Annotated in this window: 2 tRNA genes and 3 rRNA genes; all 5 read right to left on the reverse strand. The window is 54.0% G+C overall.

Features of this window, described 5'->3' with window-relative positions:
* Nucleotide 1 precedes the first annotated feature (1 nt).
* Nucleotides 2-115: ribosomal RNA gene (gene rrf, locus U5805_RS31305) — 5S ribosomal RNA — on the reverse strand.
* Between the two features lie 150 nt (nt 116-265).
* Nucleotides 266-3,147 (reverse strand): 23S ribosomal RNA (locus U5805_RS31310).
* A gap of 300 nt (nt 3,148-3,447) precedes the next feature.
* Nucleotides 3,448-3,523: transfer RNA gene (locus U5805_RS31315), tRNA-Ala, on the reverse strand.
* 37 nt (nt 3,524-3,560) lie between these two features.
* Nucleotides 3,561-3,637, reverse strand: a tRNA-Ile gene (locus U5805_RS31320).
* 66 nt (nt 3,638-3,703) lie between these two features.
* A 16S ribosomal RNA gene (locus tag U5805_RS31325) occupies nt 3,704-5,234 on the reverse strand.
* Together the 16S, 23S and 5S rRNA genes with 2 tRNA genes alongside form the textbook arrangement of a ribosomal RNA operon.
* Nucleotides 5,235-5,437: the final 203 nt, after the last annotated feature.

The raw sequence follows: 5,437 nt of genomic DNA on the forward strand, positions 1-5,437 counted from the left end.
AGCCTGACGATTACCTACTTTCACACGGGCAATCCGCACTATCATCGGCGTGGAGCTGTTTCACGGTCCTGTTCGGGATGGGAAGGGGTGGGACCAGCTCGCTATGGTCATCAGGCATGACGGGTTGCTGCGTCGCGCGGGTCGGTTCAACCTGGCGCCACAGCCAATCGGGAAGAAGCGTAAAGAATTCGTTGGGTTGTGTTGTTCAGCCTGGCACAACACGCGATCACTCAACCCTGCGTGTTCCATCAAACACACCGGTTATAGGATCAAGCCTTACGGGCAATTAGTATCAGTTAGCTTAACGCATTACTGCGCTTCCACACCTGACCTATCAACGTCCTGGTCTCGAACGACCCTTCAAGGGAATCAAGTTCCCGGGGAAGTCTCATCTTGGGGCGAGTTTCCCGCTTAGATGCTTTCAGCGGTTATCTCTTCCGAACATAGCTACCCGGCGATGCCACTGGCGTGACAACCGGTACACCAGAGGTTCGTCCACTCCGGTCCTCTCGTACTAGGAGCAGGCCCCCTCAAACTTCCAGCGCCCACGGCAGATAGGGACCAAACTGTCTCACGACGTTTTAAACCCAGCTCACGTACCTCTTTAAATGGCGAACAGCCATACCCTTGGGACCGGCTACAGCCCCAGGATGAGATGAGCCGACATCGAGGTGCCAAACACCGCCGTCGATATGAACTCTTGGGCGGTATCAGCCTGTTATCCCCAGAGTACCTTTTATCCGTTGAGCGATGGCCCTTCCATACAGAACCACCGGATCACTATGACCTGCTTTCGCACCTGTTCGACTTGTGGGTCTCACAGTCAAGCACGCTTATGCCATTGCACTATCAGCACGATTTCCGACCGTACCTAGCGTACCTTCGTACTCCTCCGTTACCCTTTGGGAGGAGACCGCCCCAGTCAAACTGCCTACCATGCACTGTCCCCGACCCGGATCACGGGCCAAGGTTAGAACCTCAAACAGATCAGGGTGGTATTTCAAGGACGGCTCCACGGAAACTGGCGTTCCCGCTTCACAGCCTCCCACCTATCCTACACAAACCGGTTCAAAGTCCAATGCAAAGCTACAGTAAAGGTTCATGGGGTCTTTCCGTCTAGCCGCGGGGAGATTGCATCATCACAAACACTTCAACTTCGCTGAGTCTCGGGAGGAGACAGTGTGGCCATCGTTACGCCATTCGTGCAGGTCGGAACTTACCCGACAAGGAATTTCGCTACCTTAGGACCGTTATAGTTACGGCCGCCGTTTACCGGGACTTCAATCAAGAGCTTGCACCCCATCATTTAATCTTCCGGCACCGGGCAGGCGTCACACCCTATACGTCCACTTTCGTGTTTGCAGAGTGCTGTGTTTTTATTAAACAGTCGCAGCCACCAGTTTATTGCAACCCCTTCACCCTCTGCGCGCAGGCGCATCAAGCTACAGGGGCGTACCTTATCCCGAAGTTACGGTACCAATTTGCCGAGTTCCTTCTCCCGAGTTCTCTCAAGCGCCTTAGAATACTCATCTCGCCCACCTGTGTCGGTTTGCGGTACGGTCAATGTGAAACTGAAGCTTAGAGGCTTTTCCTGGAACCCCTTCCGATTGCTTCGCAGCTCGAGGCCGCTCGCGCCACACCCTTGAATTGCGCACCCGGATTTGCCAAGGTGCCTTCTTCGATGCAGCGACCGGGACTTCCAACACCCGGACAACCTTCCGCGATCCGTCCCCCCATCGCATTTCACACTGGTACAGGAATATTGACCTGTTTCCCATCAGCTACGCATTTCTGCCTCGCCTTAGGGGCCGACTCACCCTACGCCGATGAACGTTGCGTAGGAAACCTTGGGCTTACGGCGAGGGGGCCTTTCACCCCCTTTATCGCTACTCATGTCAGCATTCGCACTTCCGATACCTCCAGCACGCTTTTCAACGCACCTTCGCAGGCTTACGGAACGCTCTCCTACCATGCACATAAATGTGCATCCGCAGCTTCGGTATATGGCTTGAGCCCCGTTACATCTTCCGCGCAGGACGACTCGATCAGTGAGCTATTACGCTTTCTTTAAAGGGTGGCTGCTTCTAAGCCAACCTCCTGACTGTTTTAGCCTTCCCACTTCGTTTCCCACTTAGCCATATTTGGGGACCTTAGCTGGCGGTCTGGGTTGTTTCCCTCTTGACACCGGACGTTAGCACCCGATGTCTGTCTCCCGTGATTGCACTCTTCGGTATTCGGAGTTTGCTATGGCGAAGTAATCCGCAATGGACCCTTCAACCATGACAGTGCTCTACCCCCGAAGGTGATACACGAGGCACTACCTAAATAGTTTTCGGAGAGAACCAGCTATTTCCAGGTTTGTTTAGCCTTTCACCCCTATCCACAGCTCATCCCCTAACTTTTCAACGTTAGTGGGTTCGGTCCTCCAGCACGTGTTACCGTGCCTTCAACCTGGCCATGGATAGATCACCTGGTTTCGGGTCTACACCCAGCGACTGGACGCCCTGTTCGGACTCGCTTTCGCTACGCCTGCCCTATTCGGTTAAGCTTGCCACTGAATGTAAGTCGCTGACCCATTATACAAAAGGTACGCCGTCACCCCTTGCGAGGCTCCGACTGTTTGTATGCATGCGGTTTCAGGATCTGTTTCACTCCCCTCCCGGGGTTCTTTTCGCCTTTCCCTCACGGTACTGGTTCACTATCGGTCGATCACGAGTATTTAGCCTTGGAGGATGGTCCCCCCATCTTCAGACAGGATTTCACGTGTCCCGCCCTACTTGTCGCATACCTAGTTCTTCCAATCTGTTTTCGCCTACGGGGCTATCACCCGCTATGGCCGCACTTTCCAGAGCGTTTGGCTAACAGTTCAGATAAAGAATGCAGGCTGGTCCCATTTCGCTCGCCACTACTTTGGGAATCTCGGTTGATTTCTTTTCCTGCGGCTACTTAGATGTTTCAGTTCGCCGCGTTCGCTTCGCATGGCCTATGTATTCAGCCATGGATACTCCATTCGGAGTGGGTTTCCCCATTCGGATATCGGTGGATCAAAGCTCGTTTGCCAGCTCCCCACCGCTTTTCGCAGGCTACCGCGTCCTTCATCGCCTGTGATCGCCAAGGCATCCACCACATGCACTTGTTCGCTTGACCCTATAACGGGTGTGTCTGCCGGTGACTGATCACCTTGCGACCCACGCGCTACAGGTTGAGTATTCGTGTTGCGCCGTATTTCAAGGCGATCTTTCGATCACTTAAAAATACATTGATACAATCACAACCCTGATTCACCTACTCGACGGCCATCTCTGTCCGCTTTCGGATGAATCTCTTTACTACTTCTTCCTGATTGTTAAAGAACGACAGCCGGTACTTTCGTACCGCTCTGACTGGCTCAATCGCCAATGCGTAATACCCGGTTTGTGTTTCTACCGGACACTAGGCATTGAGGATTGGTGGAGGATGACGGGATCGAACCGACGACCCCCTGCTTGCAAAGCAGGTGCTCTCCCAGCTGAGCTAATCCCCCAGTCACATAACCCAAGGGGACTGCCCGTCACAGACAGTGGTGGGTCTGGATGGATTCGAACCATCGACCCCCGCCTTATCAAGACGGTGCTCTAACCGACTGAGCTACAGACCCCTGAGTCTGTCTTTCTTACAGCCGACAAGTGTGAGCGCTTAAAACGCGGTGAGCGATGAGCTCATGAAAGGAGGTGATCCAGCCGCACCTTCCGATACGGCTACCTTGTTACGACTTCACCCCAGTCATGAATCCTGCCGTGGTGACCGTCCTCCTTGCGGTTAGACTAGCCACTTCTGGCAAAACCCACTCCCATGGTGTGACGGGCGGTGTGTACAAGACCCGGGAACGTATTCACCGCGGCATGCTGATCCGCGATTACTAGCGATTCCAGCTTCACGCAGTCGAGTTGCAGACTGCGATCCGGACTACGATCGGTTTTCTGGGATTGGCTCCACCTCGCGGCTTGGCAACCCTCTGTTCCGACCATTGTATGACGTGTGAAGCCCTACCCATAAGGGCCATGAGGACTTGACGTCATCCCCACCTTCCTCCGGTTTGTCACCGGCAGTCTCCCTGGAGTGCTCTTGCGTAGCAACTAGGGACAAGGGTTGCGCTCGTTGCGGGACTTAACCCAACATCTCACGACACGAGCTGACGACAGCCATGCAGCACCTGTGTTACGGCTCCCTTTCGGGCACTTCCACCTCTCGGCAGAATTCCGTACATGTCAAGGGTAGGTAAGGTTTTTCGCGTTGCATCGAATTAATCCACATCATCCACCGCTTGTGCGGGTCCCCGTCAATTCCTTTGAGTTTTAATCTTGCGACCGTACTCCCCAGGCGGTCAACTTCACGCGTTAGCTTCGTTACTAAGGAAATGAATCCCCAACAACCAGTTGACATCGTTTAGGGCGTGGACTACCAGGGTATCTAATCCTGTTTGCTCCCCACGCTTTCGTGCATGAGCGTCAGTATTGGCCCAGGGGGCTGCCTTCGCCATCGGTATTCCTCCACATCTCTACGCATTTCACTGCTACACGTGGAATTCTACCCCCCTCTGCCATACTCCAGCGATGCAGTCACCAATGCAGTTCCCAGGTTAAGCCCGGGGATTTCACATCGGTCTTACATCACCGCCTGCGCACGCTTTACGCCCAGTAATTCCGATTAACGCTTGCACCCTACGTATTACCGCGGCTGCTGGCACGTAGTTAGCCGGTGCTTATTCTTCCGGTACCGTCATCCCCCGACCATATTAGGATCTGGGTTTTCTTTCCGGACAAAAGTGCTTTACAACCCGAAGGCCTTCTTCACACACGCGGCATTGCTGGATCAGGGTTGCCCCCATTGTCCAAAATTCCCCACTGCTGCCTCCCGTAGGAGTCTGGGCCGTGTCTCAGTCCCAGTGTGGCTGGTCGTCCTCTCAGACCAGCTACGGATCGTCGCCATGGTAGGCCTTTACCCCACCATCTAGCTAATCCGCCATCGGCCACCCCAATAGCGCGAGGCCCGAAGGTCCCCCGCTTTCATCCATGGATCGTATGCGGTATTAATCCGGCTTTCGCCGGGCTATCCCCCACTACTGGACATGTTCCGATGTATTACTCACCCGTTCGCCACTCGCCACCAGGGTTGCCCCCGTGCTGCCGTTCGACTTGCATGTGTAAGGCATGCCGCCAGCGTTCAATCTGAGCCAGGATCAAACTCTTCAGTTCAATGCCTGTTACTGTTTTCGGGTTCTCTCGAACCCGGTCGCTCACTCAAAGCTGACAGGTTTCAGAATGAATCCGAAAACCTGACTTACTTTAGTGTGAGACTCTTGATACTTTTGCTGCTCCTGACTTCATTCAAAAGAACAAGGTCAGGCCGCCACCGCATCAAGCGCCCACACTTATCGGCTGTAAATTTTTAAAGATCG

It is taken from the genome of Paraburkholderia sp. J41 (assembly GCF_905220235.1).
GTDB lineage: Bacteria > Pseudomonadota > Gammaproteobacteria > Burkholderiales > Burkholderiaceae > Paraburkholderia.